This is a genomic window from Orbaceae bacterium lpD01, from assembly GCA_036251705.1.
Lineage (GTDB): Bacteria > Pseudomonadota > Gammaproteobacteria > Enterobacterales > Orbaceae > Utexia > Utexia brackfieldae.
In genome coordinates this window covers 1415868-1436669 of record CP133959.1, presented here as the reverse complement: position 1 = coordinate 1436669, position 20802 = coordinate 1415868, and the positions used below count along the sequence as shown (strand labels likewise).

At 43.0% G+C, this 20802-nt stretch carries 17 protein-coding genes and 1 tRNA gene; 5 read left to right on the top strand and 13 right to left on the bottom strand.

From position 1 onward, the window contains the following. The first annotated feature begins 48 nt into the window (after window positions 1-48). The gene (locus tag RHO15_06495; protein ID WVD63127.1) at window positions 49-1335 is read left to right on the top strand and encodes a VasL domain-containing protein; all 1287 of its coding nucleotides are present in this window, start codon (window positions 49-51) and stop codon (window positions 1333-1335) included. 37 nt (window positions 1336-1372) lie between these two features. Here the strand turns inward: RHO15_06495 and RHO15_06490 are convergent, their stop codons facing one another. The 4 genes from RHO15_06490 to RHO15_06475 all read right to left on the bottom strand — a co-directional run bounded on the left by RHO15_06490 (window position 1373) and on the right by RHO15_06475 (window position 4392). Continuing rightward, window positions 1373-2164, bottom strand: a complete 792-nt coding sequence (locus RHO15_06490) for a hypothetical protein (GenBank protein ID WVD63126.1) — start codon at window positions 2162-2164, stop codon at window positions 1373-1375. A gap of 274 nt (window positions 2165-2438) precedes the next feature. Continuing rightward, on the bottom strand, window positions 2439-2777 hold the full coding sequence (locus RHO15_06485; GenBank protein ID WVD63125.1) for a hypothetical protein: 339 nt from the start codon (window positions 2775-2777) through the stop codon (window positions 2439-2441). Further along, window positions 2774-3388, bottom strand: coding sequence for a hypothetical protein (locus RHO15_06480; GenBank protein ID WVD63124.1), 615 nt, complete (start codon window positions 3386-3388; stop codon window positions 2774-2776). The genes RHO15_06485 and RHO15_06480 overlap by 4 nt, the downstream gene beginning before the upstream one ends. Window positions 3389-3645: 257 nt before the next feature. Beyond that, window positions 3646-4392 carry a VENN motif pre-toxin domain-containing protein gene (locus RHO15_06475; GenBank protein ID WVD63123.1) on the bottom strand — a complete coding sequence of 249 codons (747 nt, stop codon included), beginning with the start codon at window positions 4390-4392 and terminating at the stop codon, window positions 3646-3648. 361 nt (window positions 4393-4753) lie between these two features. Between RHO15_06475 and RHO15_06470 the strand changes: the two genes are divergently transcribed. Further along, the gene (locus tag RHO15_06470; protein WVD63122.1) at window positions 4754-4987 is read left to right on the top strand and encodes a SymE family type I addiction module toxin; all 234 of its coding nucleotides are present in this window, start codon (window positions 4754-4756) and stop codon (window positions 4985-4987) included. Window positions 4988-5030: 43 nt separating this feature from the next. Here RHO15_06470 and RHO15_06465 read toward each other — a convergent pair whose 3' ends face one another. Together RHO15_06465 and RHO15_06460 are read right to left on the bottom strand one after the other, a co-directional pair. Continuing rightward, window positions 5031-5369, bottom strand: coding sequence for a hypothetical protein (locus tag RHO15_06465; GenBank protein WVD63121.1), 339 nt, complete (start codon window positions 5367-5369; stop codon window positions 5031-5033). Beyond that, on the bottom strand, window positions 5366-6169 hold the full coding sequence (locus RHO15_06460) for a hypothetical protein (protein WVD63120.1): 804 nt from the start codon (window positions 6167-6169) through the stop codon (window positions 5366-5368). Before RHO15_06460 ends, RHO15_06465 begins: the two co-directional genes overlap by 4 nt. A gap of 51 nt (window positions 6170-6220) precedes the next feature. Here RHO15_06460 and RHO15_06455 point away from each other — a divergent pair, with 51 nt between their 5' ends. Then, entirely contained in the window at window positions 6221-6436 is a 216-nt protein-coding gene (locus tag RHO15_06455; protein ID WVD63119.1) for a SymE family type I addiction module toxin, read from the top strand. Window positions 6437-6525: 89 nt separating this feature from the next. Here the strand turns inward: RHO15_06455 and RHO15_06450 are convergent, their stop codons facing one another. The 5 genes from RHO15_06450 to RHO15_06430 form a co-directional block, all read right to left on the bottom strand. Then, a complete protein-coding gene (locus tag RHO15_06450) occupies window positions 6526-6777 on the bottom strand; it encodes a hypothetical protein (protein ID WVD63118.1) in 252 nt (83 codons plus the stop codon). Further along, a complete protein-coding gene (locus tag RHO15_06445; protein WVD63117.1) occupies window positions 6767-7528 on the bottom strand; it encodes a VENN motif pre-toxin domain-containing protein in 762 nt (253 codons plus the stop codon). The genes RHO15_06450 and RHO15_06445 overlap by 11 nt, the downstream gene beginning before the upstream one ends. A 254-nt stretch (window positions 7529-7782) precedes the next feature. Then, window positions 7783-8280, bottom strand: coding sequence for a hypothetical protein (locus RHO15_06440; GenBank protein ID WVD63116.1), 498 nt, complete (start codon window positions 8278-8280; stop codon window positions 7783-7785). Window positions 8281-8284: 4 nt separating this feature from the next. Continuing rightward, window positions 8285-15004, bottom strand: a complete 6720-nt coding sequence (locus RHO15_06435; protein WVD63115.1) for a hemagglutinin repeat-containing protein — start codon at window positions 15002-15004, stop codon at window positions 8285-8287. A gap of 246 nt (window positions 15005-15250) precedes the next feature. Further along, complete coding sequence (locus tag RHO15_06430) at window positions 15251-16954, bottom strand: ShlB/FhaC/HecB family hemolysin secretion/activation protein (GenBank protein WVD63114.1); 1704 nt, start codon at window positions 16952-16954, stop codon at window positions 15251-15253. Window positions 16955-18256: 1302 nt separating this feature from the next. On the opposite strand from RHO15_06430, the gene RHO15_06425 reads away from it, so the two are divergent. Continuing rightward, complete coding sequence (locus RHO15_06425) at window positions 18257-18445, top strand: tyrosine-type recombinase/integrase (protein WVD64983.1); 189 nt, start codon at window positions 18257-18259, stop codon at window positions 18443-18445. A 72-nt stretch (window positions 18446-18517) separates the two neighbouring features. Here the strand turns inward: RHO15_06425 and RHO15_06420 are convergent. Beyond that, window positions 18518-18594, bottom strand: a tRNA-Arg gene (locus RHO15_06420). 217 nt (window positions 18595-18811) lie between these two features. Continuing rightward, window positions 18812-19309: a hypothetical protein gene (locus RHO15_06415; protein WVD63113.1), complete on the bottom strand. Its 498-nt coding sequence runs from the start codon at window positions 19307-19309 to the stop codon at window positions 18812-18814. Between the two features lie 318 nt (window positions 19310-19627). On the opposite strand from RHO15_06415, the gene RHO15_06410 reads away from it, so the two are divergent. Then, the gene (locus RHO15_06410) at window positions 19628-20776 is read left to right on the top strand and encodes an SIMPL domain-containing protein (protein WVD63112.1); all 1149 of its coding nucleotides are present in this window, start codon (window positions 19628-19630) and stop codon (window positions 20774-20776) included. The last annotated feature ends 26 nt before the right edge of the window (window positions 20777-20802 follow it).

The window sequence follows — 20802 nt, the reverse complement described above, 5'->3', positions numbered from 1 at the left end:
TCAGCATTAACCGGGTAGTCAACTACCCGGCACAACAAGGTATCTATCATGTCAGTACACAGACAGATTGGCGGTGACCCAAGAGCTTATTTGGCGTTTTCAGAGATCAGAAATGAGATCAATAAGATGAATCATCCGGCAGCGCCAGCTATCGATTACCGGTTGATTGAAGCCCACACATTAACCCTGTTTAAAGAGCAGGGTCTAGATTTACAAACAACGGCTTATTTTACCTTAGCCAAAACAAAATTAGTCGGTCTGATCGGGATGTGTGAAGGTCTTGAGTTAATTGCCCTGCTTATCCGTGACCATTGGTCAACGTTTTGGCCAACGAGCGATAGCGCACGTATCAATATGCTTGACTGGCTCAATCGTTATATTGATCAGGATGTGCGCAGTTATCCGTTTACCACCAAGCAAATCCCTTTACTACTGCAAATGGAACGGTCATTGAAAACCATCAGTCAAAAACTGCAGCAAGTCTCGGTCAAGAAGCCACCCCAAATTTATGCGTTATATGATTATATTAAAAATACGCGTATCAGCTTGGAACAACGCTCTCTCACTCAAAAGGTGGCTAAAATCCAGCCGAAAAGCAAGGTGATCGCCAAAACGCCGCAAATCGATGCCGCCGCTGCGCCGCATCCCATCATCATGCCGGTTATTCCGGCAGCCAAGCCCACCATCAGACGATTGAAAGGCTGGCACGGTTTTATCTTGGGCATTGCCGTCAGTGGCTTTTGTCTATTGGCTTTTTACAGCTTGCAAAGCCAGCCCAACAAACCAGCACAGCTGGATCTGTCGTTTTTTCAGCCACAGGCCGCCACGCGTTTTGCTACAGAACACCGCGCCTATCTGCCAATATTGAGCGGTCAGACAGCGGCGCAGGCCGATTACGCCAGACAACTACAGCAAGTGATGCAGTTGTCGCCACTGGCCACTCGCTATTATGGGGCGAATTTAGTCGCGCTTGCCGCGCGCTTGTGGCCAAACAGCCTAACGCAGCAGGCTTTGACAAAAGCGTGGCATGCGCAGCTTACACGACAATATCAAGATCGCTTTAGCTACGATAGTTATCATCAGGTGCAGCAGCGTTTAAGTCAGTTATTAACCAGGCTCGATCGGGCTCAACAAGATCCCTCATTGCTGACTTTTTCCCAGTTTCAATCTGCATTGTATGAGATTCAACAACAGTTGGATAAAGAAGCCCCCGTTGAGGCGTTATTACGCCAGCTGTCGGTCCAGCCGACACCGAGCTTAATCAAACAGATCGATCAACGCTTAAATAGCTTACTAAGTTATTACTATGTGCTAAGCAGTGAAACAGCGGGTTGAGCAAGGGTAGACTCACCAATAAAACAAACACCGTCGATTATGGTGTTGTTGACTTTTTAGCAGCACTGATTTGTGCGGACGAGAAGTGTTCAGCTAAGCTTTGTGCTGCAAGACGATAAGCCTGCTCTTTGACGTATGCTATCTGATTTATATCACTCTGTTGGCGCTTGAATAGAGTTGCGACAAAGTTGTTCTGGTGATTCATCGCCACATACATCGCCCACATACCGGTCTTCACATCTACGATGGCAAAATGCACCAGATAACGCATCTGTTTGGTTGAGCTAGGGATATCACCACTGAGATAGCGCTGCCAGACGAGGGTTTTTGTCTGTTTATCTTCCTGAGCTAACTCTAAATTGCCCCAATAGACAATAATTTTATCCTGCCGGGCTTTGGCTGCGGCTAAACGCAGACTTTTAATATAATTCGGTTCGGGCAGCGCTAAAGGCGCTTCACCTTTGGGGGGGAGTTTAGGCAATGGTTTTACCGGCGCGATCCCTGAATAGACCGATACCTGATAGTAGGCCATCATCGCCTCCTGCATAACCGAATCAGGCACTGTCGCACCAGATTGGACCAGAATGATTTTCGCCCCAGGCGTCAGGGTCAAAATATCGGTTTTAGCTAGCTTAATTGCCGCCTGAATATCCTGCTCTGTTACTTCCTGAGTGGGATGAATATCTAATACGTCCTGTTCGGTTAAATAACCAGTGGCAGGCGGTAACACCCCTTTTCTTGGGGTAAATGAGGATGAGCTGCAGGCCGTGATAGATAAGATTAACAGTGGCAACATCATCGCTAGATAGCGTTTCCCTGACCTTGACATGACTAACTCCTTTTAGCACAACGATAAAGTGGGGTTATTTTATCCAATTGCACCTGCTTTTACCATCACTAATTAATTGTTTTATTTGGTGTTTATCGTTTGCTCGCTAGTGATTTAGTGCCGATGATTATGACATACTGAGCAGCTCGGCTTTTACCCCGGGCTGCCTGTCATCATTAAAGTTGAACAGGACAAGCTGATTATTGAGCTTGCGATGCAGATCTAGAGATTTAAAAATATACTCCCCACTAATTATAGGTGGGGAGCGGATTACTTAATAAAAATCAGGTTCAACTAAACCTTCTGATTTGATGATTTCAAGGAAACGATTATAGGCATCTTCATCATATTCAATAATATTATCAAGCAAATTTTCTTCTATTAATGCTCGGTGATAGAGACCTGAATTAATATACATAAAATTAGCGGGAATAATAGGATCAATAATTTCTACTTTATCAACTAATTCCCCTGTAATCCGAAAAGTGGTAAGCCCACCATTACCTTTTGGCAATCCCAATAATATCGTTTCCGCATAAGAATTATCAATGGATAAAACCCAATATATTCCAAAAATATCAATTAGATGACCATATTCTGTTTTTATTTTCATTTAACGTTATCCTTTATAGTATCGATTACATCTTTAGGATCTGATTGAGTTCTTTGTGGTGTAACTATTTTCATATCGTATGCTTTACCAGTGTTTGAATTATATTGATAATGAATTTCAATAACTTTTCCATCAGGTAATTTATGGGTGGCACTCATTTTTTGGAACCCTGCGTCAGTAGGGAAACGAGCATCTGTATTAAGATTTTGTCCTCTATCTGAAAATTTAATCCCATTTGACGGATTCTCCTGAACTTGTTTCCAAAGCACCTGCTCATTCAAATCTCTAGGAGCTGTAACTTGTTTACCCGGTTTTGCTGTTGAGATATTGTCAGCATTCTTAATTAATTGTTGTTGCTCTTGGGTTAAATGAGATAGGTTATTTCCAGTATTCCCCTTTCCACCATTAATACCTTCATCAATAATACTACCACTAACATTAGGCTTGGTCACTGATGAACTCTTAGGCACGCTTGTATTAGCAACCACTTCATCGGCGATTTTAGGCCCTAAAACTGCAGCTGTGGCTGACATCGCGGTATTACTGACCCTTTCAAGTTGCACTAACCATCTTGATGTCTCAATGTCAAAACCATAATTTTCTGAGAGCATCTGAGCTCGATATTCACGATAGGCTTCGACGTCTTTGACCGCCAGACTAAACTCTAGATCAGCAATCTCTTTATTGCCATCATACTGATCTTTATATTTACTTTGTAAATAATGATAGTAAGGATCATCCGGGCTTAAATTTCCATCATAGGATTTTGCTGCAGCCTTTAAATCTTCTCTTAATTTTACACATTCTGATGAACTTAAGTTAGTACAAGCTTGTGCTAAAGCCTGATTTTTATCCTCGCTGGATTTTTTCAGTTCATCAATAACTGCTTGAGCCTTCTCTTTTCTTCGGGCGATAAAGAATTGAGCTGACGCTCTAAATCTGTTTTTTCCTTATCTTTTTCTGCAGTTAGATAATTATTCTCAACCGTATTCTTGCTCGCACTGACCGCAGCCCCAGTATCGCTCATATCCCCACCACTGGCAAGGGCGGTTGCCAGACCTGCAGCGAGCTGTGCCAGATTACTGATGTTCTGCTTCTCAGTTTCAGTTAAATCTTCAACTTTTCGGTTTCCATAAAGAGTTTCACGGATTTGATTAGCAATCAACTCGCCACCAGCAGCCCCTGCTGCTCCGGCTAAGGCGGAGTTACCCTGTAGCTGCGCAACTACCGCGCCAAGTATAGCATGCACAACCAGATTGGCATTCGGATCATCCATTGTCCAGCTGCCATCACGCTCTTGATGGCCAGTATGCAGTTTAATCTGCTCAGCCAGATACGGCGCACTGGCACCAGCCAGCCCACCGGCAATATTGCCGGTCAGTAGTCCAGTAATGACCGATGTGGCCGCATCAATGCCTTTATTTACGCTGCTGCCAATACCGCTAATGTTAGTTTTACTGTTATTGACCTGATCGGTGACAGCTTGATAATAGATCTCGTTATAGTAGGTATCAAAATCCTTACTGTCTTTTTGCTCAGAACTCAATCTATCATAATCAGCTTTAAGTTTATCTTTGTCGAATTTCGGATCTTTATCCACCACATTCTGTGCCACAATCCGGTCATACTTATTGGCAATATCTTTGGCCTGCGCGGCAATATCACTAATCAGCTGCTGCTAATTAGCCTTATCACGGATGGTCGATATTTGAAGAGAGTGAACGCGAGCCGTAGGATGAGCTTAAGCTTAAGTTTGAGGCGGTTAAACAGATGAACCCGGACGAGCAGAAGTCGGTCAGGGATATTTTAGACGCCATGATATTGAAGCATCAGGCTAAGCAGTTAATTGGGTAATGCGGTTAAACAGGATGACTCATAAAGCAATAACACATTAAATAGTAACAACAATAGCGCAGCATTAAGGTGCTACAACACCTTAACACTGCTAACCACAACTAACTATCACGGAGTTAACTATGGCTAAGGTACATTCTAAGCTAAAAACAGCGACATGCAAAGACAGCACAACATCCCTGACTGAGCGGTTTTATACCATTGGTTATATCCCACAAGGCATAAAACCCAACCCCAGACCGCAGCTGACCATTAAGGGGCGCTGGCTGGAGCAGATAGGATTTTATGCCGGGCTGCCTGTCGTCATTAAAGTTGAGCAAAACAAGTTGATTATTGAACTTGCGATACAGATCTAAATATAGGTAAAAAGATCCCAGTATCAGGCTGGGATCCCATTTTTTATCTATTAGCAGCTAAATCTATCGCAATAGCTAACTCTAATTTATCTGATTTACTCTTTATTTGTTTAGAATAATCTACAACTGGCATATCAAATATCTCGCTGATTTTATTATCTATTCGGGATAGCTCAAAGCCTACTATAAAATCACCATTGACTATTAATCTATATATATCCTCTGCCTGATCTGGTGTATGAGTGAGAACATAGACTGATTTTATTTCCCCATACATCTCACTCAAAAGGTTAACTATTAACTTGTTATTATTAATAAGTTCTTCTGAGTGTAATAGCTCGCTTCGTCGAATAGATTCAGTTCTTGATCCAATTAATCTCATTTAATTCTCCCTGGAGTCGCAGTAATTAAATTTCCATGCTTATCTGTAAGAATAGTCATAATTGATGTTGGCTGATGATTGTTAAATTTATCAGTTCCTATTGGTCTACCAATATCAACCTCTCTAATATAACGATCCCCTTTAGTACTAGACAAAGTACCTGTAATTGGAGATTTTACGACCTGTGGAGTTTGCAATATTGACTGAAGCTCACTTTGAGGAATTGTAAATTGACTCTTCCCTAACTTACCTGAGTAATGTTCATGTACCACATGATTCCAGCCAGATCCACTTGCTTGACTTCCTTTCATCATATTAATTCGGGATTGAGTAATTCCATAAGGATTTGGAAGTGCATCTACAGTACTCGTCCCCTTTCCAGCCCCTAATGATACACTATTTTCATCTTTTACTGCTGTTTTAATCTCAGATGGCAGGCTATCAGATGATTTCCCCATTGATAACGCCATTTTACCTAATGTGGCTAAGACCCTGGCTCTGCTTACCTGCGTGACACTTAAAAGAAGTGATTCATAGTCATCATTTTCTATCGCTCTTCTAATTGATGCATAATCACCTATTATCGGTATCATTTCAAATAATTCACGTCCTAACTCTGCAGGAATAAGCGGAGCTCTTGGTATAATGCCAGCATCTTGCATAGCTTTCAGATATTGTGCATCCGAACAATCCGAACCGCACTCAGCCTGAAGCTCTTTCACTACTTGCTCTGTTGCACTTGTAGCCTCAACAACACCTGGTAGAAGATTTCCGTTAGACCCCAAAAAGTTATTCTCCACAACGCACATTCTACGGTAAAAAACGATAAAACCAAAGCAACACAACAACCCTTGCGAGATACGTCGCAACGTCACTATAAAATCGGTTATGTCAGTGTCCGTCATCAGCAAAAAGCTACCCTCATGACCACTCACTACAGCAAACACCCATCACTACACATTAAAGGCAACTGGCTGAATGAGCTCGGATTTACCACAGGGCAAGCCGTGACCATTACCACTAAAAAGGGGCAACTTATTATTGAACTTGCGAGAGAGATCGCATAGTTGAAAGATAATTATTCCAGTTCTGCGATAAAGATCGCAAATGTAAAAAATCCCAGTTTTTAGGCTGGGATCTTTTTTCTAACTATAAACTATTTATCTTTTTTACTACCTGACCCAAACATTTTTATCCACCAAGCGGCAATACCCATTAATCCGCCTCCCACTATAACTTTATAGATATACTCAAAGCTAAAGAAAAGATCCCAATCAATCATATACCCCATATACCGAACAACAATAATAGCTACTACTGCGGTTACAAAAAAAATAACAATACCTCTGATAATATTGAATATTAACAATTTCAGATGAAAGAAAAGATTGCTTACTTTATTTATCATCTTTTCCTCTTTCCTTGTTTGTATTCATTGAATTTTTAATTAAATCATTAATTAATTGTTCAATCATTGCTCCACCCACAGGGCCTAAAGGTTTACTGGCTATATTTCCGCCAACACTCCCCACAGTTGCCCCTGCCATAGATGGACCCAATTTTTCACCATTCAGTGAAGATTCAAAAGCAGCCGATGTAGTACTGTAAATAATAATAGGAACAAGTCCTTGGTTAGAAAGTCCACCAGTCAAACCTGACATTCCCCAATTTAAAAAACTAAATTCTTCAATAGGTTTCGTCGCAACTTGGTAAGTTCCATTCACACCCAAACCAATCATGATACCTTGTCCACTAAGAGCTGTCCCTGCAGCAAGGCTGCCTCCCATGGTTGCTAAAGCTGCTGAAGTAGTTACAATAATTTTAGCACCCTCAGCTTGTGCTTCCAAGGTTTCATTTATTTTTTGTAAGTTTTCATTCGATACATGGGCAATATAAGCATCTTTCTCAAAGTTACTAATACCTTGCTCCTGACAATATCCATTCCTAGCACATTCTACTTCCGCACTTTGTTTTGATATCTCCATAAAATCTTTTGCGATATCACTCAAGAAGTTATTCTCCACCGCATTCTTACCCGCGCTGACCGCAGCCCCTGTATCACCCATATTCCCGCCACTGGCAAGTGAGGTTGCAAGGCCTGTAGCTAACTGCGCCTGAATCCGGTCATATTTATAAGCAATATCTTTCGCCTGCGCCACAATATCACTAATCAGTTGTTGCTGATTTTCTTTATTAAGAATTGTTTCGGTAATAGAAAAGTAAGATTAATTGCAGGTATAAAAAATCCCAGATTACAAGACTGAGATTCTTATTTATATATTGTTATGAAAAGGTTTTATAAGAGACTTATTTATTATAAGTTTTATTCATTTTTCTTATAATGAGCTAGTATTTTATAGTATTGAAACATTTTTTGGCTATTTGTCTTTCAATTCATTAGATTTTATTAAATTTACTGTAACAGCACAGCATCATCTGATCTGCGTTTTATCAAATTTTTAATCCAGTTTTGAGCCTTTCCTGTACCAATTAAAACTTGATGAGCAGCATCCCAAGCAATTAAAAAATCAAGGTCCTTGTTAACTATATAATAAGTAAAGACAATTGTCTCTTCTACTAATTTACCAAAATCACTAATTTTATTGATTTCAATGACATGATTGTCTTTATAGCTATCAAAAAAAACGAAAAAATTTTCAGGAACTTCCTGTAATTCACCAATAATGCCCCATTCATCAGGAAAACTAGCTGATACATACGGAGAAATAATTCCATAACATAATAAAGGACCTTTTTGGGGATCAATAAATTTTTTTATTGCTTTTTGAATAATTATATTACCGATATCTGGTGACAATTCTTTTATATTTAAATTTAGATTTTGAGCATCTTCAAATAAATAATTTGTAATAATTCTTTTTTCAAATATTAGTTTATCTAAATCTTCCACTTTATCAATTCTCCTTTAGCTGTCCCGGATACCTATTAGCAGGAACATCATCAACTAAAATATGCCCTGTCGTTTTTCCTTTTCTTCCTACTTGATAACCAATATGAGGAACTCCCAAGGAATTAGTTCCTGAATGTTCAATATCAACATTAACTTCAGCCCCTCCTGGTCCTAAATATTCAACAGGGATACTTTTTCCATCTGCTGTTTTAGACCATCTTACAGGCTTAAATTGTGATTTATCATATCCTGTTCTATTAAATGCTTCATCTAATGCATCTTGGAAATTTTTTCCTGTTCCACGTAAATCTACATCTTGTTCAGGCTTCCAGATATAACCATTTTTAAACGCAGGATCTCCATTTTCAGATGTAAGAATATTATTCTGCCAATCCCCAACATCTACTTCAGGACCTGCTAGCGTCCCTGAGTTTTTGTCCTGCTCAGGCAGCGGATTGGTGAGTTTACCCGAATTCTTATCTTGCTCTAACGTCGGATTTTCAAGTACAATTGGTTTCTTTTCTTCCGGTATCGGGATACCTTCCAATTTAGGTTTATCATTTGGATCTATGGCTATTGTGGTTTCATTCTGACTTTTATTGTACAGATCAAGGATGGCATCCTTATAACCTTTTGAATAAGATGAATCACTAACATCGATACCTTGTTTATTTAAAACGTCTATTTGTTCTTGTGTCAATCCATCAACGAATTTCTTTGCTGTATCCAAATCAATCTGCGCATTCTGTGCTAATACACCTGCAGCCATTAATTCAGGCGTTATATTAAGCATACCACTACCAAGTTCACTTGGCTTGATTAACTGCCAGCCAACTCTGAGTACTAAATTATTATTCTCGACCGCATTCTTGCTCGCACTGACCGACGCTCCAGTATCCCCCATATTACCCCCACTCGCAAGTGCTGAAGCAAGGCCTGAAGCTAACTGTACCAGATTACTGATATTCTGTTTATCTGACTCGGTAAGCTCTTTATCCGATTTATCTTTATACAAGTTCTCGCGTATAATCGCAGAAAGTTTCTCTCCGCCCGCCGCTCCCGCAGCGCCATATAAGGCTGAATTACCCTGCAACTGGGCAACAACGGCACCCAGCACCGCATGAGCTATCAGATTGGCATTGGGATCATCGTTGATCCACTTTTTATTATCTGCATCATAATGGCCGGTCTGCTCTTTAATTTTTTCGGCAATATAGGGCGCAGTGGCGCCAGCAAGGCCACCCGCCATATTGCCGGTTAATATGCCAGTGATAACGGACGTCGCCGCATCAATGCCTTTGTTTACGCTGCTGCCAATACCGCCGACATTTTTGCTGACATTATCACTCACCTGCTGACTCACCGCATCGTAGTAAGTTTGGTTCGCATAATTTTCCGCGCTGCCGTAGCGTTTCTTCTCATCTTCAGACAGACCTGCAAACTTATCTTCAGCATCTTTGATAATTTTATCTTTTTTATCCGCTAAATCATTCTGCGCTACAATCCGGTCATACTTATTAGCAATATCTTTGGCCTGCGCGGCAATATCATTAATCAGCTGCTGCTGCTCAATCTTATCGAGCTCTTTCTGTTTATCAAAGATGTGTGCCAGCGGATTATTGGCATCCGCCGTATCACGGCTTAAGTCAGCCACATCCTGCTGCTGATTAGCCTTATCACGGATGGTTAGCTTGCCCGCTTCCACCGCTGACTTAGTGGTACTGGACGCACTATCACCATTGTGGTAAATCGATGGCGCGCCCGGCGTTGCAATTTGCCCGGTGCCCATACCAATATTGACCGTTTCACTATTGACCTGATAATCGGCTTTATTCTCAATATCGTTAAAGCTAATCGTGCCGGTATCAAGTTTGTTCTTGGCCTTATCTTCGGCCTTGGAAGCAATCACCGCGCCAGTTAAATCGGTATTTTTATCAACAGTCACATCATAGCCACCTTGGCCGGCAAAAATACCCGACTGCTCAACGACGCTGGCCCATTTGCTGTTCATATCGGTTTTGGTTTCCGATAGATTCGCACTCCAGCCGCTGTTACCAACAGACCCGCTGATAGAGCCAGATAACTTCTCATAATCGTAGTTATCGCTATCCTGCAGGGATTTAATATTGAGATTATTGCCGATATCAGCGGTTACGCTATCGCCCTTCAGCTGGCCGCCAATCAGATTGGCATCCTGACCGGTTTTCACGGTTAAGTTATTACCGGCCTGCACCGTGCCCTGCGTCCAGTTACTACCCTCGGCATTTTCACGCTCACGGCTATAGTTGCCGCTGGCTGTGTAGCTGATACCCGGCTGATTCCCCCCTACACTCACGCCAACCCCAACTGACGAGCCCGACGAGGTTTCAGTTTTATCGGTATGCTGGGTATTGACTGCTCCGAGCACATTGACATCGCGATTGGCGGTGAGGGTCACATCTTTGCCACCGGTCACCTGGCTGCCTTGTACGGTAATATCGCCATCGGTTTTAGCGGCATTGCCTGTCGCGTTAATGGTGACATTCTGACCGGCAGAAATCCCGGCACCAGCAACAGTATGGTTATCTTGATTGGTGGTACGCTCGGTTTTCTGGCTGCCAAAGCTGGCACTTACGCCAATTGAGGCTTGTTTATCGCCCTGTTGATTACTAATCTGTGTATCTAAGGCGCCACCGGCCACGGTTAAGCCACCTTTAATCGCCTGTAAGGCGGTGAGCGTGTCATTGTCGCGCGCTTTGGCGCTCTCTATCGCCTGTTTAGCCTGATAGATATCGGCGACGGTACCCGTTAAGCCAACGGTTAAGCCGGTCTTCTTATAGACGTATTCACTACGCGAATGGGTCTGCGCATCATCAGCGGTGATAGCCACATTCTGCCCCTGTAGACTAATATCGCCTTTGGCCACCACATCACTACCTTTGACGCCAATATCCTGACCGGCTTGTATGCTGACATTACCATCGGTGCTACCTACCATACTACTTAGGTACGATTTTTCGGTATCGGTGTCAGTCTGGCGATCTTTCTCTTTGCCGACTGAGAAACCAATGCCGCCATCGCCGGCCAGCAGGCCGGAGGTTTTCGAGGTGTGCTGCTCTTTACTATAGTAGGACTCTTCGCTGCTACCGATATTGACGTTATTTCCTGCCGTCAGGTTCATCTCTTTATTGCTGGCCACCTGACTGCCCAAAATGGACAGATCATTATCCGCCTTAATCACCACACTGCCGCCGCTGAGCTGGCTGCCTACCTGAGTCTGATTATTGACCTGTACATCAGTGGTATTTTTGGTTTTGGAGAAAGTGCTACTACTACTTGACTCATGATGCATATCCAGCTGCGCCTGCTCGGCCGCGCTGGTAATATCAACCTGTTTTGCGGTAAGTGACAGCTGTTTATCTGCTTGAATATGGCTGCCACTCACGGCCAGCTTATCGCCAGCAGTTAAACTCAGATCGCCTTTAGTGATAACCTCACTACCCTGGGCTTTTTGTACATCACTCAGGCGGTAGTCACTACCGCTATTAATACTCTGCTCTTGATCGCGCGTGGTGATGGTGCTGATATTGAGATCACCACCGGCCGCAATCGCCGTTTTACCGTCAGCGTCATTATTGATGACCATCGCGCCGACCAGATTGACATCCTTACCGGCCGTAATGGACATATCCCCACTGTTGACCTGCACCGATGAGACGCGATCAATATTGGTTTTACTATTTTGCGCCAGTCCTTGTTGATTGGTCTCGGTATGAGTGGTGGTGACCAAATTGACGTTATTACCCGCGCTTAAGCTGACCTGTTTATCACCCAAGATGGTGCCGCTGGCGTTGATGTCTTGTTTAGCAGTTACTTGCACCTTATCGCCACTTAATACCCCTTTGCTGTTAAGATTATTCGCTGCCAAAGCCAGCGTATCGCGCGCGGCGATACCACCATTAGTATTGAGATCACCGACAGTACTTATCTGGACATTCTTGCCAGCAATCAGGCTACCTTGTGGTGTGACCTGCGCATGATTAACGATATAGACCTGCGGCACCAGCACCTCAACATCCTGACCATCAATATTGACGGTTTTACTGACCATCCAGACCATATCGGTGGTTAAGGCCTTCATCTGCTCGGGAGTTAACGCGACGCCAATGGTCAGATCATAGGTCTGGGCAAAGGTGACACCGGCGTCCATCAGCTGCTTATACTGCTCCATATCACTGTCATAACCGGGCAGGTAACGCTGGCCGGTTAAGGCGGTAATTTGGTCTTTAATCAGCTGCTGCTCATAGTAGCCATCGCCTAAGCGTTTTTGAATATTATCTGGACTCTTTTTCATGGCCTCAAACATATAGTCTGAGCTGAGCCATGTTTGTTTGTTGGTGAAGTTAGGATCGGTTTCAACCAGATAGTTTTTCGTGCTGTCTTTGGTGACGGTATAGAGTGAACTATTGGGCAGTTTCATCTGCTCGTCATTGATTGAACCGGACTCAACAGCTTGATCATTTAAAATGACGCCGGTCGCCAGATCGACTTCAGAGACCTCATCGGCAGGGTTATAGGCATAGTAATCATGCTTAGAATAATATCTGGTTTCACCAAATGTGCCTTTTTCTTTATGTTTATAGGTATAGACCCTTTGTCCAGCTCGCACAATACGATGTTCACCAATGGTATTGAGATTATTCAGTTCATCGGCATTAATCTGGGCGGTTTTACCGGCAATAATCTGGCTGTTATCATTGGTGACGGTATTGGCATTGATGGTCAGATTACCGCCACTGATGAATTTGGCTGGATCCGTGGTGACAATTTTAGTTTCATAAGTCCGTTCAACATAGTTATAGGTATTAAAATATTGTGTTAGTTGACCCGTTTGTATCACTTTCAACTCTAAATAATTAGTTGCATCACCACAACCCACACAATAAATTGCAACTTCCTCAGGTTTATAGCGTTTATCCGGTGAAGTATTAAAGGCATATTCCGTGACATTATGCTCATCAATTAAGAAGATGTCGGTTTGCAGATCATCATTGATATTATTCAGGGTATCAACATTCACCGTCATATCCTGACCTGCTTCGATATAAGCTGAGTGGTTATTAATGGTTTGGCCGCGGCCTTCAGCCTGATACTGGCTATTGAGGTGGCCGGCAATGATCAGATCGCCTAAACTTAAGATCTGGGCATGTTTCAGGTTATTAAGTTCACCAATGCCTAAATCCAGCCGGCCACGGCTGGCAATAATTGGATCTTTACCTGCATTGACAGCAAAGTTATTTAGAGTTTTAGCGCCAATCGCCACGCTATCGCCATAGATCCGACCATTGTCTGAATTATTCACCGTCTGTCCTTCAATCATCGTCTGCTGGCTATCAATCAGCCCGGTATTATTTAGGGTATCGGCCTTAAGATGCAACTGACCAGTGGCGCGGTTTTGATTCTCCAACGTGATGACCTTGTCAGCCTCAGCGGTCAGATTACCGGGCTGGGTTAACTGGCCCTGCTCATCCACGCCGGCGGCTAATTGCGCCGTGTTAGTCAGATGGATATTGCTGGCACGCAGATCAATATTATTTTTAGCGACAACGGTATTGGTACTTTCAATATCGCCTTTAGCGGTCAAGTTGATCGAACCAGCTTTGGCATATAACTGACCATGATTGTCAATATTGTGCTGACTGCTTAGCGTCAGATCGCCCTGAGACTGCATCTGACCGGTGTTGGCAATCTGACCATCAGCGGTAATACTAATGCTGCCGGCACTGGCACCGAGTTCACCGGCATTACTCACCCCGACACCGGTTTCGGTGCCGATCATCGTAATTTTACCGGCATACATGCCGCCTAACGCCGAGACATCCAGCGCCAGTTGTGGCTTGATGCTATCATCATCGGCCAACGGCTGAACCTGACTTAAATCGGCACTGACCTTATTACGACCGGTAACCACCGTTGCATTGTTCGCCCATAAGCCGGCATTGACCGATACGCTGCGGGCAATCAGATCGGTATAGTCAGCCCGTGTCGCATCCAGCCCTTTGCCAGTAATACTGATTTGTCCCTGCTCTACCTGATAGCCTTTAAGCTGACCATTTTCAATGATCGGCGTACCGGTTGTCAGGGTTGACCTGTCGGCATTGATAAAACCACAGCCATCACAGGTTATGCCGGCTCCATTAGCAATAATCACCTGCGCTTTTTGACCGGCCACTTCGATATAGCCGTTGAGCTGGCTGGCATTTTTCGAATTAACCTCATTGAGAATAATCTTGGCACCACCAGCCTTCAAATAATCATTGCCTTTAATGTAGCCGCCCAGTTCGGTATTCGACAGGTTCGGGCTATTATTGAGGATGACGCCCTGTTTGGAGACATCAAACTGCGAATATTTATTTTGGGAGATGCCATTGTTATTCGGCGTTTGAATATCCACTTGTATCGTGCCGTTGCTGCTTTTACCGATAATTGGCTGTTGATTGCCTGGCGCGGTTTTGTCAGCAATCACCACCGTTGCCTGTGCAGGCAGCGTTATCGTCATTAAACCGAGTGACAGATAGAGCGCATGGCAAAGCGTGCTCAGTGCCGACACTTTTGGTTTTGCAGTAGTGGCTTTAGCTTTGAGTGTTGTACGACCAGCGCCTTGATGCTGACAGGCAATCTCAGCCACGACGATAAGCAAACCGCGGGCGCGGCTAAAAACGAGACGATAAAAGTGTTTATTCATAATAATATTCCCGGCACGCATCGGCTTATTCGCCAATGTTTGACTTTTGTTATGTTACTGCGCTTTGCCAGTACGTTGCTGGCCCGCTTTATTTATTTGTCTATATTGTTGTAGCTATATTTATGTATCAGTAGTTACCTGCGACGCTTATCATACGCAGCTTGGTCATACAGATATCGTTACTCATCGCGCGGAGGGCATGCCGCGAACATCAATGGCCTTGCCGTATACCGCGGCTAAACCGGCTTAAAAGTGCCAGTTCAGATTAAAACCGAGTACAGTATCATTGGTACGAAAACCTTTGGGTTTATAAATGGGCGCACCAATAAACAAATCATAATTAGTGTGCAGCACATCACCGCGTAGCCCCAAAGCGCTGCCGGCTAATTTTTTACCCAATAGATAACCCGAATCGGCACCAGAGACTTCGCCGTAATCGAGTCCCAAATAGAGCTCTTGCGCATATGGCGTTGCCCAACTTAACTCATTGCGGACAAACCAGCCGTTATCGGCACTTAATGACAGCTCGCCATCAAAGCCGCGTACGGTCCAGCGACCACCAATCGAGAAGCGCTCTTGTGGGGTTAAATGGCCGTGCCGCGCTAGCTGGCCCTGATAGTTGATATCATAACGAAAACGCTGCGTGGCTAACGTAAATGGCACCGATAAACTGGCATTAAGTTTAAATATCTCTGACAGTGCCGTCCCTTCGTGAGCCAACTCTTCTGGCGCTTGCAAAGCGCCAAACCAGCGTACCCCTTTTTGATAAGAGACGTCTAAATCCAGCGTCATCGCCTGAATATAGTGGCGATGCTGCACGCCAAGGCGCCAACTGGTGGTGCGGCGCTGTTGAATATCTACCTCAGTATGATCGACAAAGTTATGCGATTCACGCAGATTAATGCCATAGTAAAGGGTGGTTTTTTGTGACTCATTACGATGAATCACGCGGCTGAGCTGGAAGTTTTGGTTTTCACTGCGGCCACTATATTGATAATCGGTAAAGGCACCGGCGACTTGTTGATAATAGTCATTACCACCAAATGATAGGCTCAGTAGCCAGTAACGAAACGGCACCGAGTAACCGACTAGATAGTTTTTCGAGCCAAATTCACTATTACGATCTAAGTCATGACCGCCTGAAATATACAGGGTATCGCTCAGTAATAGCGGATTGTCCAGATAGAGCGTCATGCCGCCTTGATAACGGCCGGTGCTACGGGTGCCGGAGTCATCCAGTGACACCCCGAGCCGCCAGCGTTTAACCTGTTCACGGTGAATCACGATATCGCTCTCACCGGGTTGCTGGCCGGGGACCAGCTGCATGTTAGCGGTGACCGTTGGCATTCGCTGTAAATTTTCCAGCCCCTGCTCGATATCCCGTAGATTGAGGATTTGACCGGGTTTAGCTGGCATACCGGTACTTAACTTAGCTTGCGGATCACTGGTTTGGTCGTAATAGACCTGACGAATTTTACCTGGCACAAACAGTAATGAGAGCTCGCCGCGGGTTAAATCTTGCGGGGGTGCCACCACCCGCGAGGTAATATAGCCATAACTGATTAAGCGATTTTGCAGCGCACTCATCAACAGATTGATGCCTTGTGCCCCCAGACAGCGCCCTTCTGCCTGGCGTGATAGCGCATAGAGCGGCATGATATAGGAGAGTGCATCGCGCCGGAGCAGATTGACTTTATTGATGATAAAGCAAGGCGACTCCTGCGGAAAATCGAGCAGGCGCGCCCCTTTGATGGTCGGTAATAATCGGACATCACGGGTTTGCGGCGTCAACTGAGCCGCTAAGGCTTTTTGCCGCTCTTGCTGATAAATCAACTGTTGATCGCTGATCTGATTTAAATTTGCCAAGCCCTCTGCCCCGACGGCCGTTCCCGTTGCCGATAAACTGATTAAGGCAACGCAGGTTTTTCTTATTATTCTGGGTGTCATCATAGATTTAATCGTTATTATTATACAAATAGTAGTGTATCGAGAGGTTATCTCTCTATCGTTACATCTCGCTACATCTCGCTATACCAAGCACGAATGGCGATCAGCTTTAAAAGTATGATTGATTATAACCAAAAACAGTCCAATCAGATGGTGATAAAATCAATTTTTGAGAACCAAAGCAATTTTTTCTAGTTCATTTTGCCTAAGCTAATCGTGCTATCTTAACCAAAATTAGCCGGCTATACTAGCACTTTTTTTGTCCACCAAACCAGTTAAGTGATTCATTAATTTAATTAAATAATTTAATTTTTTGATAAAAATCAATGGGTAATAAAGCTAATAAAATTAATTACCCGCAATAACATAAAGAAATAATAAAAAATAGTTAAATAATACCAACAGGTTATCTTTTTGTATTAATTAACCTATTTAATATTAAGGAGAGGGCTAAACCCGAAATGATATTTTAGATTGACTCAGGCATTCTTGCCCTGCTCATAGTTTGCAGGGCGGATAATCAGATTAATATGGCATTGCCATAACATTGACAACGATACTGACAACATAGATTGTCGAATAAATAAAATTGATTAACATCAGGATAAAAGCGACAATCCCCTGCAGAGGCCTGTATCTAGCATTTAAAACCAAGCTCATTCTTAGAGTGAGTTTCGTTGTAAGTTAATATTTTTTAGTAACTTATTTAATTCATTTTTGAATTTAGGGTTAACTATATAAGAGTAATGGCCCCAACTCGCTTTTGAGTTGACAATTATAAATTCATTTAAAATTAGCTTATTTTCGCAGTTTTCATATTTTTTATGCAGCATTCTACCTGTATCACCTGCCAATAAAACATATAGCAAAGCTTCTTTTTCTGTTTCAGATAACTAAGAAAAATTATCGATAATACTCTTTGTTAAAAAGTTAGCCTTTATTTTTTTAAGTGAAAATACGATAAAGCATGACAAAAAATATGAAGTAGATATAGACAAGCAACAATAAGTAATCAAAAAAATAAATGATATCTGCTCTGTAAAAAAGATTAATCCAGCCAGTGATAAACCAAATAAAAATAATGTTATAAAAAGTATCTCAATTGAGATTTTATCTAATAAGGCTTTCAACAAACCTTCCATTTTTTTCCTGTTTATTGTGTTGGGATATTTTAATACTACCACATTCCTTTGTGTTGAGGAACTCAAAGGGCGCGAGCATAAGCGCGTAATTGTATGACTTAGGTATCACGCATAAGCTCATTACTGAGTAAGCTTGATTATGAAGTAACTACACTAAGGAGTAATTATTTCACCAGAAGATTTCCACTTTCATGACCTACGGCATACGTGGGCGAGCTGGCATGTCCAAAACGGCACACCGTTGTATGCATTGAAAGAGCTTGGCGGCTGGGAAACGTTGGAAATGGTGAAAAAATACGTGCACATAAACGTAGATCACTTACATCAATACGCTGGCACGGTCACAATTTAGTCACCAAATGGAGAAGAAAAAAATTAATTATCGAGTTTAGAATCGTAAATGGTGTATTTCGAAGAGATAAAATGGTGTCCCCTACTGGATTCGAACCAGTGACCTACGGCTTAGAAGGCCGTTGCTCTATCCAACTGAGCTAAGGAGACATATCAGAAATGATGTGACGTATTATATAAAGCAATTTAGCTGAGTCAATGTATTTTGTTGGTTTATTCGGTAATTCGCAACAATTGGGCTATTTAATAATCAGTCTGCCTAAAACGCGCTTAAAGCCGTTTTATCAGGCTGATAGTGCATGGATAGATTATCTGCCGCAACGTAGCGGCTGCACTACGCTGAGCGAGATAATCGCACGAGGATCGATTAAGCCTGGCCAATCACATGAGCCTCGGACTCAAACACCTTACTGCAATGGGGACAGGTGACGGGCATATCATCATGGACAATCACATAGGCGACGATAAATTCATAGTGACAGTGGGGACACTGTAAACGGTAAGGGATCTGCTGCTCTTCCTCTTCACTATAACCAATATCTGCCGAGCTATCGAGGTAATCCAGCTCGTTGATCTCATCGGTATTGCGCATATCGACCGTATCTTGCAGCCCTCGCATGCCTTTACGACTGGCGACATTATCCATGTTGGCTAATTGATTAATACTATCGGTATCATCAATATCGGCTAAATGATTGGTGCCATCGGTCGAATCGATACCGGTGATCGCATCATAACTGGCGTCGGCCGTGACTCTGACGGTCTCGGGGTCTAGCTCATCAGTGAGGTTTTCAACCTCATCCAGCGTATTGCTGGTATCAATATTATCTTGCTGTTTGACTGAAGGATGTCCTTGTGATTTCATCGCGTTCTCCTTATAGGGCGATTGCTGATAGAACAATAGATAGAACAACTCATCGTGACGATAATAAATTGGGACAAGATAGCTTATCCTGATTAATTATGGCTTAAAACCGACTCTGCCGCTAGGATGATTTGATTAATTAGCCGTAAAAAATAGCAAAGTTTTCATTAAGTTGATTTTATCAGTTTCACCAATGGTTTAAGCTGAAAAAGTTAAAACCGGTAGCACAGAATTAAGCAGGTTTTTTCTGATATTCATGATAACATAATCGCAAAGTGGTTAAGTTATCATCGTTTTTATCTACACACGGAGCGTTCAATGAAAACAAAATTATTATTAATTGTAACTTTACTCAATATGGGGTTATTCTCTGTTTCAGCAGCACAGGCAGCACCGCTTCAAGCAGGCGCTGCGGATAGTATTCAATCGCAACTTGAGCTCGATAGTTTACTGTATGGCGCCCAGCTGATCAGTGTCGGTCAATTAAATACCTCGGTAACCGAAAATATTAAGCTCAAACCCGATACCGCGACTTTTTCTATCACCTATCTGACCCAAGCGAGCGACTCCGTTGAAGCGGCAAATCAAAATGCCGAAGGCATGAAATCCCTCAATAGCTATCTGACCGATTTAGGTATCAGTTCGAGTGATTTAGTCACCACCAGTTATCGTAACTATGCCAATATACAGCCGTCAGATAGTAAGCAACCAGTACGCTATCAAACACAATTATCGGTGTTACTCGATATTGCCCAGCCGCGCTTTTTTGATGTGGTGAATTTATTAGCCACTTATGACATCAGTGATCTAAAACGGGTGGAAGGCGAAGATTACTATACCTTCACTATCAGCCAATCTGCTGACAGCGCCGATCAGTCTAAACAGGCCGTGAATCAGACTTATCAGCAAATCGCCAGTAAATTGAAAAAATTGAGTCTGGAAGATATCGTGTTGCAGAATTATTCTAACAGCACATTGCCTATCAGCGCAGAGCCAGTTAAGACCTATTTTGTGGAGAATACCTTACAGATTAAAGTGAAGGATTTTGATCAGCTGGGTAAAATCATTGCCAAAGCCCAATCGTTAAAAATGAATGTCAATGATGATATTGAATACAGCGTCTCAAATGAAGCCAAAGAGGCCGCATTGGCCAAACAGGAAACCACCCTTTTAGGCAAGTTAACCGAGAAAGCCAAACGTCTGCTCACCCAGCAGGATTATCAGCTTGGCGTGGCCAATCATTTACAATTTAGTGAGCTGGGAGCCAATCTGCCGATCGTGCAGCCGCGTTATAATTTATATGCTAAAAGCCAGCCGATAGCGATGATGACTGATGCCAGTGACAATAGCCAAATCAATATCCAGCCACCGTCTGAATTTGAACTGACCGTCATGTTATCCGGTCAGTTCAGCATTTTAAAACCGATTAGGGTCACGGGTGAACAAACCGACACGACCACCCCTTAACCGGCATCAAGGCCAGTTTCGGCTGG